This window comes from Denitratisoma sp. (assembly GCA_032027165.1).
GTDB lineage: Bacteria > Pseudomonadota > Gammaproteobacteria > Burkholderiales > Rhodocyclaceae > Desulfobacillus.
This window is the reverse complement of record JAVSMO010000001.1, coordinates 2,343,544-2,358,890: the sequence shown is the minus strand read 5'-3', so window position 1 is coordinate 2,358,890 and position 15,347 is coordinate 2,343,544. Positions and strand designations below refer to the sequence as shown.

The following is a 15,347-nucleotide window of genomic DNA, read 5'->3' as shown; positions in this document are numbered from 1 at the left end:
ACCTAGCGGCATGGTGGTTGTCCCTGAGGCGCGCGGGATTGTTGAAGCGCGATCATTCCTGCACAATCTCCGCATGTCCCGCCGCCATGTCCGTCCCGTCCCCGCCGCCGCGCTGGAAGAAGTCCGCAGCCTCGTCGGCGGGGCGCCGCGCCGCGATCTGCTGATCGAATACCTGCACCGCATCCAGGATGCGCACGGCCATATCGACGCCGGGCACCTTGCCGCGCTGGCGCAGCTGATGAAGCTCGCGCGCGCCGAGGTGTACGAGGTCGCCACCTTCTACCACCATTTCGACGTCGTGCACGAAGGCGGGGCGCCGCCGCCTCCGCTGACTGTGCGGGTGTGCGACTCGCTGGCCTGCGCGATGGCGGGGGGCGAGGAGCTCATCGCGGCATTAAGTCAGTCGCTGGGGGACGGCGTGCGCGTGCAGCGCGTGCCCTGCGTCGGCCGCTGCGAGTGCGCGCCGCTGGCGGTGGTGGGGCGGAATCCCGTCGAGGAGGCCGACGCGCATGCCGTGCGCTACGCCCTCTCGGCCGGCGCCACCGAGGCGCCGCTGCCGGAAGGCGCGCGCCGCCTGAACGACTACTGCGCCGCCGGTGGCTACAAGCTCTATGAGGATTGCGCGACCGGCTGCCGCAGCGCCGAGGACATCATCGCCGCGCTGGAGCACGCCAACCTGCGCGGCCTCGGCGGCGCCGGCTTTCCGGCCGGGCGCAAGTGGCGCGTCGTGCGCGATCAGCCCGCGCCGCGCCTGATGGCGGTTAACATCGACGAGGGCGAGCCGGGCACCTTCAAGGACCGTTACTACCTCGAGCGCGAGCCGCACCGCTTCCTCGAGGGCATGCTCATCGCCGCCTGGGCGGTGGGCATCGAAAAAATCTACGTGTACCTGCGCGACGAATACGCCGGCCTGCGGGCGCTGCTGGCGGAGGAGCTCGACGCGCTGCGCGCCGCCTTTCCGCAGGCGCCGGAGATCGAGTTGCGGCGCGGCGCCGGCGCCTACGTCTGCGGCGAGGAATCGGCCATGATCGAATCCATCGAGGGCAGGCGCGGCCAGCCCCGCCTGCGCCCGCCCTTCGTGGCCGAGGTCGGGCTGTTCGGCCGGCCGACCCTCGAGCACAACATGGAGACGCTGTACTGGGTGCGCGAGATCGTCGAGCGCGGCGCGGCGTGGTTCGCATCGCAGGGCCGCCACGGCCGCAAGGGTCTGCGTTCCTTCTCGGTGAGCGGGCGCGTGGTGAAGCCGGGGGTGCATCTCGCGCCGGCCGGCATCACCCTGCGCGAGCTGATCGACGAGTTCTGCGAGGGCATGCTGCCCGGCCACGAGCTGTATGCCTACCTGCCGGGCGGCGCCTCCGGCGGCATCCTGCCGGCGCGGCTGGCCGATGTGCCGCTCGACTTCGATACGCTGCAGGAACACGGCTGCTTCATCGGCTCGGCGGCGATCGTCGTGCTCTCGCAGCAGGATTCCGCGCGCGCCGCGGCGGTGAACGCCATGCGCTTCTTCGCCCACGAGTCCTGCGGCAAGTGCACGCCCTGCCGCGTCGGCACGCAGAAAGCGGCGACTTTGATGGCGCGCGAGGCGTGGGACACCGGCCTGCTGAAGGAGCTGGCGCAGACCATGCAGGACGCCTCGATCTGCGGCCTCGGCCAGGCGGCGCCGAATCCGCTGCTCTCGGTGTTGAAGTTCTTCCCGCACGAGCTGGAGAAGAAGCCGTGAGCGCGGTCAAATTCACCCTCGACGGCCGCGAGATCGAGGCGAGCGCGGGCGAGAGCATCCTGCAAGCGGCTGCGCGCCACGGCGTCGACATTCCGCACCTCTGCTGGAAGGAGGGGCTGCGCGCAGACGGCAACTGCCGCGCCTGTGTGGTCGAGATCGCCGGCGAGCGCACGCTGGCGCCGTCGTGCTGCCGCGCGCCGAAAGAAGGCATGCAGGTGCAGGCGCAGAGCGCGCGCGCCGTGGCGGCGCAGAGGATGGTGCTGGAGCTGCTTGCTTCGGACATGCCGGCCGAGGCGGTGCGCGCCGATTCCGAGCTGGACGACTGGGCGCGCCGCATGAACGTCGGCGCGCCGCGCTTCCCGCGCCGCGCACAGCCCGAAGCCGACGCCTCGCACCCGGCCATCGCCGTGCGGCTCGACGCCTGCATCCAGTGCACACGCTGCCTGCGCGCCTGCCGCGAGATCCAGATGAACGACGTCATCGGCTACGCCGAACGCGGCGCGATCGTCTTCGACTTCGATGACCCGATGGGCAAGAGCAGCTGCGTCGGCTGCGGCGAGTGCGTGGCGGCCTGCCCGACGGGCGCGCTGCTGCCGAAGGCGGAGGCCGTCGCCGAGCAGCGCATCGACTCCCTCTGCCCCTACTGCGGCGTCGGCTGCCAGCTTACCTGGCGCGTGCGCGACAACGCCATCGTCGGCGTCGACGGCCGCGACGGGCCGGCCAACCATGGGCGGCTGTGCGTCAAGGGCCGCTTCGGCTACGACTACGTGCGCCATCCGCAGCGCCTGCTGAAGCCGCTGATCCGCAAGCCGGGCGTGGCGAAGTCGGTCGACAACACGCTGGCGGATTTCCGCGAGGCGAGCTGGGCGGAGGCGCTCGATTGTGCCGCCGACGGCCTCAGGCGCATCCTCGCCCGCGACGGCAAACAGGCGCTGGCCGGTTTCGGCTCGGCCAAGGGCTCGAACGAGGAGGCCTATCTCTTCCAGAAGCTGGTGCGCACGGGCTTCGGCAGCAACAACGTCGACCATTGCACGCGGCTGTGCCATGCCTCCTCGGTGGCGGCGCTGCTGGAGGGGATCGGTTCCGGCGCAGTGTCGAATCCCGTTGCCGACGTGGCGCACGCCGACGTGATCGTGGTGATCGGCGCCAACCCGACGGTGAACCACCCGGTGGCGGCGACCTGGATGAAGAACGCGGTGGAGCGCGGTGCCACGCTGATCGTCATGGACCCGCGCGAGACCGAGCTGGCGCGCCATGCGACCCATGCCCTGCAGTTCAAGCCGGACAGCGACGTGGCGCTGCTGAACGCCATCGCGAATGTCGTCGTGACCGAGGGACTGACGAACGAAGCCTTCATCGCCGAGCGCACCGAAGGCTTCGAGGCCTTCCGCGCCAACGTGCTGGCGGCCACGCCGGAGGCGATGGCGCCGGTGTGCGGCATCGACGCCGAGACGATACGTGCCGTCGCACGCACGTATGCCCGATCCCCCGCGGCGATGATCTTCTGGGGCATGGGCGTTTCCCAGCACACCCACGGCACCGACAACGTGCGCTGCCTGATCGCGCTGGCGCTGATGACCGGCCAGATCGGCCGCCCCGGCACCGGCCTGCATCCGCTGCGCGGCCAGAACAACGTGCAGGGGGCGTCGGACGCCGGCCTCATCCCCATGATGCTGCCCGACTACGGCCGCGTCGCCGACGACGCGGTGCGCGCGCGCTTCGAGGCGCTGTGGGGCGCGCCGCTCGACCCGCAGCCCGGCCTCACGGTGGTGGAGATCCTCGACGCGGCCTGCCGCGGCGAGATCAAGGGGATGTACGTCATGGGCGAGAACCCGGCGATGTCCGACCCCGACCTCGCCCACGCGCGCGCCGGCCTGGCGGCGCTCGAGCATCTGGTGGTGCAGGACCTCTTTCTCACCGAGACGGCGGCGCTGGCCGACGTGGTGCTGCCGGCCTCCGGCTTCGCCGAGAAGACCGGCACGTTCACCAACACCGACCGCACGGTGCAGCTCGGCCGCGCCGCCATCGCGCCGCCGGGCGAGGCGCGCCAGGACCTGTGGATCGTGCAGGAGATCGCGCGCCGGCTGGGTCTGGCGTGGAACTACGCCGGCCCGCGCGAGGTGTTCGAGGAGATGCGCCGCGCCATGCCGTCCATCGCCGGCATCTCGTGGGAGCGCCTGGAGCGCGAGGACGCGGTGACCTATCCGTGCAAGGACGCGGCCGACCCCGGCCAGCCGGTGATCTTCACCGAACGCTTCCCGACGGCGAACGGGCGCGGCAAGTTCGTGCCGGCGCAGTTCCGGCCGGCGGCGGAACTGCCCGACGCCGACTACCCCTTCGTGCTCATCACCGGGCGCGTGCTCGAGCACTGGCACACCGGCGCCATGACGCGCCGCTCGGCGGCGCTGGATGCGCTGGAGCCGGAAGCGCACATCGATGCGCATCCGGACGATCTGGCGGCGCTGGGCTGGAAGACGGGAGAGTTCGTTACGCTGGAGACGCGGCGCGGGAAAGTTTCGGCGCGGGCGCGTGCCGACGCGGGACTCGCGCGCGGCACGCTGTTCATGCCCTTCTGCTACGTCGAGGCAGCGGCCAACCTGCTCACCAATCCGGTCCTCGATCCCTTCGGCAAGATTCCCGAGTTCAAGTACTGCGCGGCCAAGCTCAGTTGCAGCGGGCGTTGACGACCTTTACGGTGCAGGTGACTTCGCGGTCCGGTGCGCCGGACGCGGCTTGCTGGGGCTGGAAGGGCACGTCCTGCGGCCAGTCGGCCGGGCGCAGCGCCTGCATGATGATCTCGCCCGATTCCTCGCGCAGCGCCTTGAAGCCGAGGCGTTCGGCGAGGATGAGCATGGGCCGGTTGTCGCGCAGGCTGGAGAGCTGGATGCGCTTCAGGCCGCGCGTCCAGGCGTGGCGCAGCAGATAGTCGAGCAGCGCCCGGCCGACGCCCTTGTGGCGCAGCTGGTTCGAAACCGCAATGCCCAGTTCGGCGCAGGAGAGGGCGCCGGGGCGGTTCTCCGCGCACATCTCGCTGCCGGGGATGGCGGAGAGCTCGGCGACGCCGACCAGGCGCTCGCCGTAGAAGGCGCCGAAGACCACGCAGCCGTTCTCGAAGCGCATCTGCGCCACGTAGGCGTGCACCGTCATCGGCGTCATGGTGCGGAAGAAGCGCCAGTAGAGGGCGATGTCGTCCATTTCCTCGAGGAAGAAGCGCTCGACGGCCTCGCGCTCGCCGGCGGTGAGCGTGCGGATCGTGATGGGCGGGGATGCTTCGGTATTCATGCGCGATTTGCCACTCCCGTGAACAGGGTTTTCAGGCCTGCTGCTTGCACTCTAGGACGTTTTGACTATTCTGGGAAGGTACCGGCTTCGCCGGGACCCACAGAGAGAGGAAACCATATGAAAATTTCAAAAATTGCATTGCTGGGCGGACTGGCCCTGGCCGGCAGCCAGGCCTTTGCCTTCCATTGCCCGATGGACATGAAGAAGATCGACGAGGCGATGGGCAAGAACCCGAAGCTCTCCGCCGAGCAGATGGCCGAAGTGAAGAAGCTGCGCGCCGAGGGCGAGACCCTGCACAAGGCCGGCAAGCACCAGGAGTCGGTGGACACCCTGGGCAAGGCCATGAAGATCCTCAACGTCCAGTAATCGGACATCACGAAAAAGGCCGGCGCATGCCGGCCTTTTTCATTTCAGCGGCCCCGCGAACCGGAGTGATGCTGGGCGGCGTTGCCGCGCGCCGGACCGCCGCGCTGCGGCGGCTTGCCCTGGCGTTGCGGCGCGCCCGGCTTCGGCGCGTTGCCCTGGCGCTGGCCGCCCTTTGATTGACCTGCACGCTGGCCGGATCGCTGCCCCGAGCGCTTGCCGTTCTCGATCGGCTCCGGGCGGATGCTCGGGTCGGGCTCGAAGCCGGGCAGCACCACCTTCTCGATCGGCTTCTTCAGCAGGCGCTCGATGTCGCGCAGCAGGCCGTGCTCGTCGACGCAGACCAGCGAGACGGCATGGCCGCTGGCGCCGGCGCGGCCGGTGCGGCCGATGCGGTGCACATAGTCTTCCGGCACGTTGGGCAGCTCGAAGTTCACCACGTGCGGCAGCTGGTCGATGTCCAGTCCGCGCGCGGCGATGTCGGTGGCCACCAGCACGTTGAGCTTCATGCTCTTGAAGTCGGCCAGCGCCCGCGTGCGCGCGCCCTGGCTCTTGTTTCCGTGGATGGCCGCAGCGCTGATGTCGGCCTTGTTGAGCTTCTCGGCCAGCGTGTTGGCGCCGTGCTTGGTGCGCATGAAGACGAGCACCTGGTGCCAGTGGTGGTCGTCGATGAGCTTGATCAGCAAGTCGCGCTTCTTCGCCTTGTCGACGGGGTACACGCGCTGCGTCACGAGGTCGGCGGTGGCATTGCGCGGCGCGACCTCGACCAGCTGCGGGTCGCGCAGCAGGCCGTTGGCCAGGCCGCGGATCTCGTCGGAGAAGGTGGCGGAGAAGAGCAGGGTCTGCTTCTGCTTCGGCACCAGCGCGAGCACCTTTTTGATGTCGTGGATGAAGCCCATGTCGAGCATGCGGTCGGCCTCGTCGAGGACGAGGATCTCGACGGCGGAGAGATCGGCGGTCTTCTGGCCGACGTGGTCGAGCAGGCGGCCGGGCGTGGCCACCAGGATGTCGACACCGCTCTTCAGCGCCTTGATCTGCGGGCCCATGCCGACGCCGCCGAAGATCAGCGTGGACTTCAGCGGCAGGTAATGGCCGTAGGTGCGCACGCTCTCCTCGACCTGGGCGGCCAGTTCGCGCGTCGGCGTCAGCACCAGCACGCGCGGCTTGCCGCGCTGGGCGGCGGGACGCGTGCTGAGCAGCTGCAGGATGGGCAGGGTGAAGCCGGCCGTCTTGCCGGTGCCGGTCTGGGCGGCGGCCATCAGGTCGCGGCCCTGCAGGACGGCGGGAATCGCCTTGGCCTGGATCGGCGTCGGCTCGGTGTAGCCTTCTTCGGCGATGGCGCGAAGGATTTCGGCACGCAGGCCGAGTTCGGTGAATTGCATTTTATGTTACCTGGACCTGCCTCGCCGTGGCGGCGATCAGTCTGGGCGGGATCTCGTTGGGGGAAATAAGACGCGAAGGGAATTACGCGGCGCGCGGCAGACAGACTGATGGAAGGCCAGCGCGGCGCGCAGTGTAACAGCTAGAGGGGTGCAGCGGGGGATTATTTCGGCTGGGCGAGCACGCGCAGCGCGCGCGGCAGAATCGTGAAGCGCACCGGCGCATGGCCGATCAGCTCGCCGTCGGCCTCCACCGGCACCGGCCCGGCATCCACCCGCGCCTCCGCCTCGCGCAGGGCGATCACCTTCGGGTGGCCGAGCAGCGTCCCGTCGAACAGCTTGCGCAGGCTCTTCAGCACCTCCCAGCGCGACAGCGCCTGCACCAGCGTGATGTCGAAGAGGCCGTCGTCCACCTCGGCCAGCGGCGCCACGTTCATGCCGCTGCCGCAGTAGCGGCCGATGGCGAAGAACAGCACGAAGGCGCGGGTGTCGATCTTGCGGTCGGCTAAAGTCAGTCCCAGCGACACGGCGTCATAGGAGAGCAGGCCCTTCGCCAGGCCGACCAGGTAGGCCAGCGGCCCCAGCGTGCGGTCGGGCAGGGACGCGACGACGTGGGCGTCGAAGCCGAGGCCGGCGACGTTGACGAAATGCCGGCGCGAGCCGTCGCCGAATTCGGCCACGCCGACGTCGTGCAGGCGGCTTGTTCCCGCCGCCATCAGCGCGGCGACTTCGGCGTAGTCCTTCGGAATGCCGTGGGTGCGCGCCCAGTCGTTGCCGGTGCCGATGGGCATGACGCCGAGCGTGACCCCGGATGTCGGCGCGGCCTGCTGGCGGAAGATGCCGTTGGCGCACTCGTTAACCGTGCCGTCGCCGCCGACGGCGAGGACCTGCCGGCAGCCGCCCTCGACGGCGCGGGCAACGAGGTCGATGGCATGCCCCGGGTGTTCGCTGATGACGAAGTCGAACGCGATGCCGTGACGCCGCAGCACGGCCTCGATCTCGTGGCGATGGTGCATGGCCCGGCCCTGGCCGGAGATGGGGTTGGCGATGACGAGCCAGCGTCCGTTCATGTCCCTGATCCTGCGCGTTGCCCGGCTCCTGAATCCCGGGCGGAGCCTTTTTCGCTGTCTATAATGGATTGTCGCAACGCCCAACAATAAACCAAAGGAGGCGGTCATGCGCAATACCCTGAGCCTGTGTCGTGGAGTGCTGTTGTCGCTTGCCTTGCTGATGATGCCCGGCGCCGTGGCGGCGAGCGGTTTTTCCGACAAGCTGGCCGAGAAGGTGACGAAGGACCGTGAGACGCAGGAGCAGATCAAGAACGCCTTCGACACGGTCGAGTCCGAACTGGAGAGCTTCGCCAGCAAGGGCGAAACCACCCGGGGCGCCAGCGGGCCGATGATGCAGCTGCTGTACAGCAGCGACAGCCTGATCTGCGGCGCATGGATCATTTCTTTCCGCCAGGAGCTGCAGCGGCTTGTCGTCAGCGACTGGCTCGATCCGCCGCTTTCGCTGATACGGGCTGCGCAGGATCTGCTGAGCAGGGTCGAGCGAGCCTGCATGCCTGTGCTCGACCCGGATTCCGCGGAAGCATTGAAGGCGGGCGGGCCGGCCTCGGAAGGCGCCGCGCCCGCAACCGCGAAAGACGAGCCGGCAGGCGGCCGGCCTTTCGTGCCCCGCCCGGGCTGGACGATCACCGACGAGATCTGCGCCCGGCAATGCGAAAAGGAAAGCGCAGCTGCATTCCGCGCCGACTGGAACCAGTATCGCGCCGAACAAAACGAGAAAACCGCCCGCGATCGCCAGACCGCGGCGGAGCGCGAATTGGGAGCCGAACGCGAGAACCTGGCCAGGGCCGAGGCACGCCTGCAAAGTGCCCGCTCCAACTTGCAAAGACTGGAGGATTTCAACAGGCGGGCCGGGGGTACCCCCGCCAAGGGGAGCGGAAGCGCCTTGAACCTGTCGAATGCACGCGCCAGGGTCAGGGACGGCGAGCGGGAAGTCACCCAGCAGCGCAGGCGCGTCGAAACGAAGGAGCAGGAAGCTGCGGCGGCACGCAGGGCAGCGGATCAGGCGACGGCCGCCCGCGAGCGGGCCGTGAGCGAGGCGAAGGCGGCGCACGACGCGCTCGAAGCCTGCCTGCGCGATTGCTACCGGCGGGCAGCGGCCGCCTCCGGCACATCCTCGGGCACTGCAGGCGGCACCGCCTCGACGGGCACGTCCTCGAGCGGAACGTCCTCAACGGGCACGTCTGCCGGAGCGACCACAAGCACCGGGACTTCAACAGGATCATCATCCGGCACCTCAACGGGTACATCAGGCTCACATCTTCCGCTTGGCGGCGGTTACTGATTGCGAACGGCTTGCCGGTTTTTTGATCCTCCTGCAGGAGGCTGGCGCAACAACTGGCCAGCGATCCGCCGGGACGAAAGGCGAACGGGATGCTTCCGATATAATCGGCCGCATCCCATTCTTTCTTCGCACCCATGAAATACCGCGATCTGCGCGACTTCATCGCGCAACTGGAGAAACTCGGCGAGTTGAAGCGCATCGGCGCCGAGGTCGATCCTCGCCTGGAAATGACCGAGGTGTGCGACCGCGTGCTGCGCGCGGGCGGGCCGGCGCTGCTGTTCGAGAAGCCGAAGGGCCACGCGGTGCCGGTGCTCGGCAACCTGTTCGGCACCACCCATCGCGTGGCGCTCGGCATGGGTGCCGAGTCCGTGGCGGCGCTGCGCGAAGTCGGCGCGCTGCTCGCCACGCTGAAGGAACCCGAGCCGCCGCATGGCCTGAAGGATGCCTGGGACAAGCTGCCGCTGCTCAAGCAGGTGCTCAACATGGCGCCGAAGGAAATCTCCTCCGCGCCCTGCCAGGAAACGGTGTGGGAGGGCAAGGACGTCGACCTCGCGCGCCTGCCCATCCAGACCTGCTGGCCGGGCGACGCGGCGCCGCTCATCGCCTGGGGCCTGACCGTCACGCGCGGCCCGCTGAAGGCGCGGCAGAACCTCGGCATCTACCGCCAGCAGGTGATCGCCCGCGACAAGGTCATCATGCGCTGGCTGCCGCACCGCGGCGGCGCGCTGGACTACCGCGACCATTGCCTGAAGCATCCCGGCCAGCCCTTCCCGGTGGCGGTGGCGCTCGGCGCCGATCCCGCCACCCTCCTCGGCGCGGTGACGCCGGTGCCGGATGCGCTCTCCGAATACCAGTTCGCCGGCCTGCTGCGCGGCGCCAAGACGGAAGTCGTCAAATGCCTCGGCTCGGACCTGCAGGTACCCGCCGCCGCCGAGATCGTGCTGGAAGGCGTGATCCACCCGGGCGAGACGGCGGCCGAAGGCCCCTTCGGCGACCACACCGGCTACTACAACGAACGGGCCGAGTTCCCGGTGTTCACCATCGAGCGCATGACGATGCGCCGCAACCCGATCTACCACAGCACCTACACCGGCAAGCCGCCCGACGAGCCGGCCATGCTCGGCGTCGCGCTCAACGAGGTGTTCGTGCCGCTGCTGCAGAAGCAGTTCCCCGAGATCGTCGACTTCTACCTGCCGCCGGAGGGCTGCTCCTACCGCCTGGCGGTGGTGAGCATGAAGAAGCAGTACCCCGGCCACGCCAAGCGCGTGATGTTCGGCATCTGGAGCTTCCTGCGCCAGTTCATGTACACCAAGTTCATCGTCGTCGTCGACGACGACATCGACGTGCGCGACTGGAAGGAAGTGGTGTGGGCGCTGACGACGCGCGTTGACGCCGCGCGCGATACCCTGATCGCGCAGAACACGCCGATCGACTACCTCGACTTCGCCTCGCCGGTGGCGGGGCTGGGCAGCAAGATGGGCATCGACGCTACGAACAAGTGGCCGGGCGAGACCAGCCGCGAATGGGGCCGCGCTATCGCCATGGACGAGTCGGTGAAGCGGCGCGTGGATGAATTGTGGAAGGAATTGGGACTATGACCGACATCGATCACGCGAGTGGACTGTCCCGGCCGCCGCAAGGGCTGGTGACGCTGACCCACGTCATCTACGGCCTGCATGCCTTCAGCGCCGTGACCGGCCTGCTCGGCACCGCGTTCATCGTCACGGCCTTCCTCACCGGCTGGCCCTCGCTCATCGCCGTGGTGCTGAACTACATCAAGCGCAGCGAGACGCGCGGCACGTATCTCGAGTCGCACTTCCGCTGGCAGATCCGCACCTTCTGGTTCGCCCTGCTGTGGGTGGCAGTCGCCGTGCTGGCGGGACTGACTATCGTCGGGCTGCCGTTGGCGTGGGTCGTCGCGCTCGGCGCCGGACTGTGGGTGCTCTACCGCATCGCGCGCGGCTGGCTGCGGCTCGTCTCGGAAAAGGTCATGCCGCAGTGAGCGAAGGAAAGGTGGCCGGCGAGCGCTTCTGCCTCTACGACACGGCCGCCGTCGAGGCGGTGCTCGACCGCATGGCGGCGCAGGCGGCGACCTTCCTCGCCGGCGAGGCCGATCCGCTGCTGCTGGGGATACTCCGCCGCGGCCTGCCGCTGGCGGAACGGCTGCAGGCGCGGCTGAAATCGAAGCACGGCCTCGACGTGCCGTGCTATGGCCTGCGCCTCAAGCGCTACGCCGACGACCTGACGCTGCTGCATCCGGAGACCGAGCTTACCGAGAACGCCGAATTCTCGGCGCGCGACCTCGCGCGCGCCACGGTGCTGGTGGTGGACGACGTGCTCTACGAGGGGCATTCGCTGGCGCGCGTGCTGGCCTATCTCTCGCGGCGCGGCGCGCCGACGGTGCGCATCGCGGTGCTGGCCGACCGCTGCGTCGCCGCGCTGCCGATCCGCGCCAACATCGTCGGCGTCAAGCTGCAGATCGCGATGGGCGACGTCGTCGAGTGCAACGTGCCGCCCTACGAGGACACGCTGAAGATCGAGTTGCTGCGGCCGGCGCTGGCCTGAACCCGCTCAGGACAGGCGCTTGCGCAGCGCACGTGCCGCCGCGCTCGTGCGGCCGCCGGCCGCCGGTTCGACGGGCGGATGGCCGAGAATGCGGTGCAGCGTGGCGTTCAGCGTCACCGGCTCCTCGTCGATATTGGTGTGTTTCGTCGCCCGCGAGGCATCGGGCGAGTCGGGTGGCTTCTGGTTCGGCGCCACCACCCAGTCGGCCGCGCCGGCGAACAGTTGTGCCAGTTCGGCGTCTTCCCGCACGTATTTCTGCATGCCGAGCAGCGGCCCGCCGTCGGGCCGCAGCAGCGGGATGCGGTGCGGCTCCTCGCCGGCGTTCGACACCAGGTAGAGCAGCGACTTGTTGTAGATGCCGGCGCAGTCGTCGTCCTGCTCCTTCTGGTCGCTCAGGGTGTACAGCGCGAAGCGGCCGATGCCGCCGGCGCGGATGACCGGCAGGTAGGTGTCCTTGAACAGCTCGATGCGGCAGGCCGGCGCCCACAGCGTGCACGTCGCCACCTTCACGCCGAGCCCGGCTTCGCCCGCGAGCGGGCCGCTGCCGATGGGGCCGCCGGCCGACAGGTATTGCATCAGCGGCGCCTGGAATACGCCGCCGGCGCTGTGGGCGAGCGCATGCACCTCGAGGCCTGGCTCCTTGCCGTGCAGCTCGCGGATGCGTTCGGCGACGAAGCGCGCGCCGCCGTCCTGGCGCTGCGTGGCGAGGAGGGCGTTCTCCTTGACCTCGTCCCACAGCTTCTTGCCGCCGAGCGCGCGCGCCAGCGCCTCGAGGCCGTCGTCCACCCGGTCGAGCAGGAAGTCCTTCGAGGCATCGAGCGCGCCTTCCGGCCGGCGCCGGCGCAGGGCGTCCTCGAGCAGGTCCTTCAGGATGCTCCAGAAGTCGGTGTGCCAGATGAAGTGCAGGGGGTAGATCTGGTTGGCGAGCAGGCGCGGCCGCTCGCGGGCGATGCGCTCGACCGCTTCCTCCTCGCCCACCAGGCCGCCGTGGGCGTACAGCAGCAGGCGCTTCTTCGGCCAGTTCTTGGTGATCTCGGTGAAATCATTCTCGAAGATCTCGCGCACGTCGGCCGGCGAGGTGCCGTACTGGCCCCTGGCGGAGAGCCGGCCGTCGTTGCCGATGCTGACGATGTGCGGGCGCAGGTCGGCGCCGGCGTAGGCGCGCGAGCCGCGGCTGCCCGCGCCGTGCAGCACGGCGCTGCTCTTCGCTTCGGCCAGCTCGATCGGCGCGCCGAGGCGCGCCACCCAGGCGTCGGTGCCGTTCTCCAGCCAGTCGTCGTAGCTCAGTCGGCCGAAGCCGCCCCTGCCCCAGTCCGTGCCCCAGGAATTCTGCAGCCACAGGCCGTGCTCGTCGTAGGCGACGATGGCGAAGGCGTGGCCGCCGCGCAGCGGATGGGGTTCGCCGTTCGCGTCGTTGCGGGATATCACGCCGTCGCTGCCGACGGCTTCCCAGCCGGCATGCACCGCGGCGGTGGCGTAGAGGATGCCGACCTCGCTGAGCGCCGCGTGCATTGAAACGATGTCGCGGTGGTTCACGCGCAGGTAGGCGCCGAGCGGCCGCTGCAGCGCCTCGCGGGCGCGCGCGCCGGTGAGGACCTCCCCGTCCCGGCCGGGGGCGTAGGGCCAGGCCTCCCCGCTGCAGATGCCGTGCTTGTGCCAGCCCTTCATGGCGCCGCGCGCACTGGAGCCGGAATAGTCCTCGCCGCTCCATTCGTCGTAGCGCCGCGCCATCTCGTAGAGCATGCGCGGGCTGACCGGCCGCGTGTCCGGGTCCACCTTGCGCGTGCGCAGCAGGTAGTGCACCACCGTGGCCAGGCCGAAGCCGGTGCAGGCGCCTTCCTCGCCCTGGTCGAGCACCGGCACCTTCGCCATGCGGTAGTCCTCGAGGCTGCGCCGCAGCGGCACCTCGACCAGCGTCGGCTCGTACAGGCGGTCGCGGAAATCCAGCGTGTCGGGACGGGCGTCGTACTTGCGCTTCACCGCAGTCTTCTTCCTGGCCACTTATTGCCTCCCTTGGGGTCGATTGTCCTCAGGCAGCATGCAGGCGGCCTTGCCGCAGTCCTTGCGGAACATGGAAAGGTGTCGCCACCAGATCCAGGCCAGCAGCGGCAGCGCGCCGATCAGCGCGTAATCGAGCATGCCCAATGCCGCCTCGCCGCGCCACCAGGCGACGGCGGCGCGCACCGCCTCGATGAGCAGCACCATGTAGGCGAAGCCGGCGGCAAGGAGCGCGAGGCGCCGCATCAGCAGCTCCGCTCGTAGACGCAGGCGAGCAGCGCGTCCTGCGCCGCTTTGGTGGCGGCGGCATTCGGATGGTTGGCGAGGAACACGACGATGACGCGCTTGCCGCGCCGGTCGAGCACGTAGCCGGCCAGCGCGCGCACGCCCTCGAGGTAGCCGGTCTTGACGTGCGCCTGGCCGGCGACGCCGTTGCCGTTGAGGCGCTTGCGCATGGTGCCGTCGATGCCGGCCAGCGGGAGCGAGGCGATGAACTCCGGCATCACCGGGCTGGCATAGGCCGCCAGCAGCAGGCGACCGAGGTTCTCGGCGCTGATGCGGTCGCTGCGCGAGAGGCCGGCGCCGTTCTCGATGACAAGCTCGGGCATGCGCAGTTCCTTCTGCGCCAGCCAGGTGCGCACGGCCGCCTCGGCGTCGGCGCTGCGCGCCGGACGCTTCGCCGTCTCCACGCCCAGCGTGAGCCAGAGCTGGCGCGCCATGACGTTGTTGCTGAACTTGTTGATCTCGCGCACCACTTCCGCCAGCGGTGGCGACTCGCCGCGCGCCAGCAGGCGCGCCCCGGCGGGGACGGCACCGTCGCGCACGCCGCCGCCGAAAGTGCCGCCCAGTTCGCTCCACAGCTGGCGGAAGACGCCGGCGACGAACTGCGGATGCTCCAGAACGGCGACGTGGCGGCTCTTCTCGCCGCAGGCCGCCGGGTAGCTGCCGGTGAGGATCAGCCGCGCGCCCGCGCCGGCCGCGACGAGATCCATGCGGATCCCGTCGTACCAGGCGCTGCCGCAAGCACCCTCGCCGAGCTTGACGAGACTCACCACGTCAAGCTGCGCGGGCGCCGGTTCGGCGCTGACGGCGACGCTGCGCGATTTCTCGTCGGGCACGAAGCCGAGACGAATCGATTTGTAATTGAGGAGCAGGGCGTCCGGCCCGACGTTGTAGGGGCGCAGCGGCTCGTTGTCGAAGCGCGCCGGGTCGTGTTGGTCGGGCGCGAAGTGGCTGCGGTCGAGCACCAGGTCGCCTCGGATCTCGCGCAGGCCCTTCGCGCGCAGCTGGCGCATCAGCAGCCAGAACTGCTCGAAGCCCAGCTTGGGATCGCCGTAGCCCTTGAGCAGGAGGTCGCCCTCGAGCACGCCGTCCTTGAGCGGTCCCGTCGCCCAGGCCTCGGTCTTCCAGGTATAGGCCGGCCCGAGCAGCTCGAGCGCGGCATAGGTGGTGAGGAGCTTCATCACCGAGGCCGGGTTCATCGGCTGGGCGGCATTGTAGCTGGCGCGCGGCAGGCGCGCATCGACGTCCTGCACGACCACCGCCACCGCCGGGGCCGGCACGCCGGCCGCCTTCAGGGCGCGGGCGACGGGAACGGGCAGGCGCTCGTCCGTCTGCGTACGCCCCGTTGCCGGCGCCAGCAGCGCGGCGAGCAGCAGGAGGCCAATATGGAATACGGGTGCGCGCAT

Annotated in this window: 13 protein-coding genes; 7 read left to right on the top strand and 6 right to left on the bottom strand. The window is 69.5% G+C overall.

Translation table 11 applies throughout. From position 1 onward, the window contains the following. Positions 1–73: 73 nt before the first annotated feature. Both ROZ00_11505 and fdhF read left to right on the top strand, forming a co-directional pair. Complete coding sequence (locus ROZ00_11505) at positions 74–1,720, top strand: NAD(P)H-dependent oxidoreductase subunit E (protein MDT3736844.1); 1,647 nt, start codon at positions 74–76, stop codon at positions 1,718–1,720. Continuing rightward, positions 1,717–4,404: a formate dehydrogenase subunit alpha gene (fdhF, locus tag ROZ00_11500; GenBank protein ID MDT3736843.1), complete on the top strand. Its 2,688-nt coding sequence runs from the start codon at positions 1,717–1,719 to the stop codon at positions 4,402–4,404. Before ROZ00_11505 ends, fdhF begins: the two co-directional genes overlap by 4 nt. On the opposite strand, the gene ROZ00_11495 is transcribed toward fdhF, so the two are convergent. Continuing rightward, a complete protein-coding gene (locus ROZ00_11495) occupies positions 4,385–5,002 on the bottom strand; it encodes a GNAT family N-acetyltransferase (GenBank protein ID MDT3736842.1) in 618 nt (205 codons plus the stop codon). The genes fdhF and ROZ00_11495 overlap by 20 nt on opposite strands. Before the next feature lie 117 nt (positions 5,003–5,119). Here ROZ00_11495 and ROZ00_11490 point away from each other — a divergent pair, with 117 nt between their 5' ends. After that, positions 5,120–5,368, top strand: a complete 249-nt coding sequence (locus ROZ00_11490) for a hypothetical protein (protein ID MDT3736841.1) — start codon at positions 5,120–5,122, stop codon at positions 5,366–5,368. Between the two features lie 44 nt (positions 5,369–5,412). Here ROZ00_11490 and ROZ00_11485 read toward each other — a convergent pair whose 3' ends face one another. After that, complete coding sequence (locus tag ROZ00_11485) at positions 5,413–6,747, bottom strand: DEAD/DEAH box helicase (GenBank protein ID MDT3736840.1); 1,335 nt, start codon at positions 6,745–6,747, stop codon at positions 5,413–5,415. A gap of 161 nt (positions 6,748–6,908) precedes the next feature. Continuing rightward, the gene (locus ROZ00_11480) at positions 6,909–7,814 is read right to left on the bottom strand and encodes a diacylglycerol kinase family lipid kinase (protein ID MDT3736839.1); all 906 of its coding nucleotides are present in this window, start codon (positions 7,812–7,814) and stop codon (positions 6,909–6,911) included. A gap of 106 nt (positions 7,815–7,920) precedes the next feature. Here ROZ00_11480 and ROZ00_11475 point away from each other — a divergent pair, with 106 nt between their 5' ends. The 4 genes from ROZ00_11475 (at position 7,921) to ROZ00_11460 (ending at position 11,661) form a co-directional block, all read left to right on the top strand. After that, positions 7,921–9,096 carry a hypothetical protein gene (locus ROZ00_11475; GenBank protein ID MDT3736838.1) on the top strand — a complete coding sequence of 392 codons (1,176 nt, stop codon included), beginning with the start codon at positions 7,921–7,923 and terminating at the stop codon, positions 9,094–9,096. A 134-nt stretch (positions 9,097–9,230) separates the two neighbouring features. Then, entirely contained in the window at positions 9,231–10,694 is a 1,464-nt protein-coding gene (ubiD, locus tag ROZ00_11470) for a 4-hydroxy-3-polyprenylbenzoate decarboxylase (protein ID MDT3736837.1), read from the top strand. Next, the gene (locus ROZ00_11465) at positions 10,691–11,098 is read left to right on the top strand and encodes a hypothetical protein (GenBank protein ID MDT3736836.1); all 408 of its coding nucleotides are present in this window, start codon (positions 10,691–10,693) and stop codon (positions 11,096–11,098) included. The genes ubiD and ROZ00_11465 overlap by 4 nt, the downstream gene beginning before the upstream one ends. Beyond that, positions 11,095–11,661: a phosphoribosyltransferase family protein gene (locus ROZ00_11460; GenBank protein ID MDT3736835.1), complete on the top strand. Its 567-nt coding sequence runs from the start codon at positions 11,095–11,097 to the stop codon at positions 11,659–11,661. Before ROZ00_11465 ends, ROZ00_11460 begins: the two co-directional genes overlap by 4 nt. Positions 11,662–11,667: 6 nt before the next feature. Here ROZ00_11460 and ROZ00_11455 read toward each other — a convergent pair whose 3' ends face one another. Genes ROZ00_11455 through dacB form a run of 3 tightly spaced genes read right to left on the bottom strand, consistent with a single transcriptional unit; the run spans position 11,668 to position 15,347 of the window. After that, positions 11,668–13,662, bottom strand: coding sequence for a C1 family peptidase (locus ROZ00_11455; protein MDT3736834.1), 1,995 nt, complete (start codon positions 13,660–13,662; stop codon positions 11,668–11,670). Continuing rightward, positions 13,663–13,905, bottom strand: coding sequence for a hypothetical protein (locus ROZ00_11450; GenBank protein MDT3736833.1), 243 nt, complete (start codon positions 13,903–13,905; stop codon positions 13,663–13,665). Continuing rightward, the gene (gene dacB / locus ROZ00_11445; GenBank protein MDT3736832.1) at positions 13,905–15,347 is read right to left on the bottom strand and encodes a D-alanyl-D-alanine carboxypeptidase/D-alanyl-D-alanine-endopeptidase; all 1,443 of its coding nucleotides are present in this window, start codon (positions 15,345–15,347) and stop codon (positions 13,905–13,907) included. The genes ROZ00_11450 and dacB overlap by 1 nt, the downstream gene beginning before the upstream one ends.

Coding starts and splice junctions, on each gene's coding strand:
- ROZ00_11505 (MDT3736844.1), top strand. CDS start 74: ATGTCCCGCCGCCATGTCCGTCCCGTCCCCGCCGCCGCGCTGGAAGAA.
- ROZ00_11495 (MDT3736842.1), bottom strand. CDS start 5,002: ATGAATACCGAAGCATCCCCGCCCATCACGATCCGCACGCTCACCGCC.
- ROZ00_11490 (MDT3736841.1), top strand. CDS start 5,120: ATGAAAATTTCAAAAATTGCATTGCTGGGCGGACTGGCCCTGGCCGGC.
- ROZ00_11485 (MDT3736840.1), bottom strand. CDS start 6,747: ATGCAATTCACCGAACTCGGCCTGCGTGCCGAAATCCTTCGCGCCATC.
- ROZ00_11480 (MDT3736839.1), bottom strand. CDS start 7,814: ATGAACGGACGCTGGCTCGTCATCGCCAACCCCATCTCCGGCCAGGGC.
- ROZ00_11475 (MDT3736838.1), top strand. CDS start 7,921: ATGCGCAATACCCTGAGCCTGTGTCGTGGAGTGCTGTTGTCGCTTGCC.
- ubiD (MDT3736837.1), top strand. CDS start 9,231: ATGAAATACCGCGATCTGCGCGACTTCATCGCGCAACTGGAGAAACTC.
- ROZ00_11465 (MDT3736836.1), top strand. CDS start 10,691: ATGACCGACATCGATCACGCGAGTGGACTGTCCCGGCCGCCGCAAGGG.
- ROZ00_11450 (MDT3736833.1), bottom strand. CDS start 13,905: ATGCGGCGCCTCGCGCTCCTTGCCGCCGGCTTCGCCTACATGGTGCTG.
- dacB (MDT3736832.1), bottom strand. CDS start 15,347: ATGCGCGCACCCGTATTCCATATTGGCCTCCTGCTGCTCGCCGCGCTG.